The organism is Hydrotalea lipotrueae (assembly GCF_019249625.1).
Taxonomy (GTDB): Bacteria; Bacteroidota; Bacteroidia; order Chitinophagales; family Chitinophagaceae; genus Hydrotalea; species Hydrotalea flava.
Genome location: NZ_JAESDL010000069.1, coordinates 1 through 674, shown reverse-complemented (window position 1 = coordinate 674; position 674 = coordinate 1). Strand labels below are relative to the sequence as shown.

At 35.2% G+C, this 674-nt stretch carries 1 protein-coding gene; it reads left to right on the top strand.

What is annotated here, in order from left to right; all coding sequences use genetic code 11:
- Positions 1–591 (top strand): helix-turn-helix transcriptional regulator (locus JK139_RS15415; protein WP_218332191.1); only part of this gene is annotated, 591 nt, incomplete at its 5' end.
- Positions 592–674 lie beyond the last annotated feature (83 nt).

Sequence of the window (674 nt, the reverse complement as noted above, 5' to 3'; positions counted from 1 at the left end):
ATTGCTTTGTTTAACAACGCGGTACATTTTTTACAGCAACTTCATTTTGCCAAACCGTTGCCCCATTTCATTGTGTTGGGTTTGCCATCCAAAAAAATAGAATCATTAACATTAATAGAATTTATTTGTACACATTATTCGGGCTTAACCGTTTTGCTACTAGTACCTGAAGTGGGCATAAAACAGGTGAAAGATGCGGTAGCCCTCGGTGTTAGCAGTGTGGTAATGTTAAATAGTATACCACAAGAATTACCGAAAGCCATAGCAGCTTTATTGAATCATCAACCTTATTTTTCTGAACAATTGGGCATTACTGCCGATGTACGTAAGTTGCTTAGAGAAGAACGTTGGGCAGAGCAATTGAATATGAAAAGCCTTCGTTTAACGGCCACCGAGCGTTCTATTATTAGTTTATTACCCGGCACGTTAAGCTATAAAGAAATAGGCCTTATTTTAAACAAAGAAGAAAAAACTATAGAAGTATATATACAACGCATATGTAAAAAGCTAAACATAGAAGGAGGTCGGATGGGATTGCTGATTTATTGTATCAGTAGAAAGTTCATTCGAATTGGGGATACATCTCTTTAAAACTGATATAGTTTTAACTTACTGCTAATTTAAAAATTGTAGGGCTTCCCCTACACATACTATTCAAAAATTGTTTATATTTT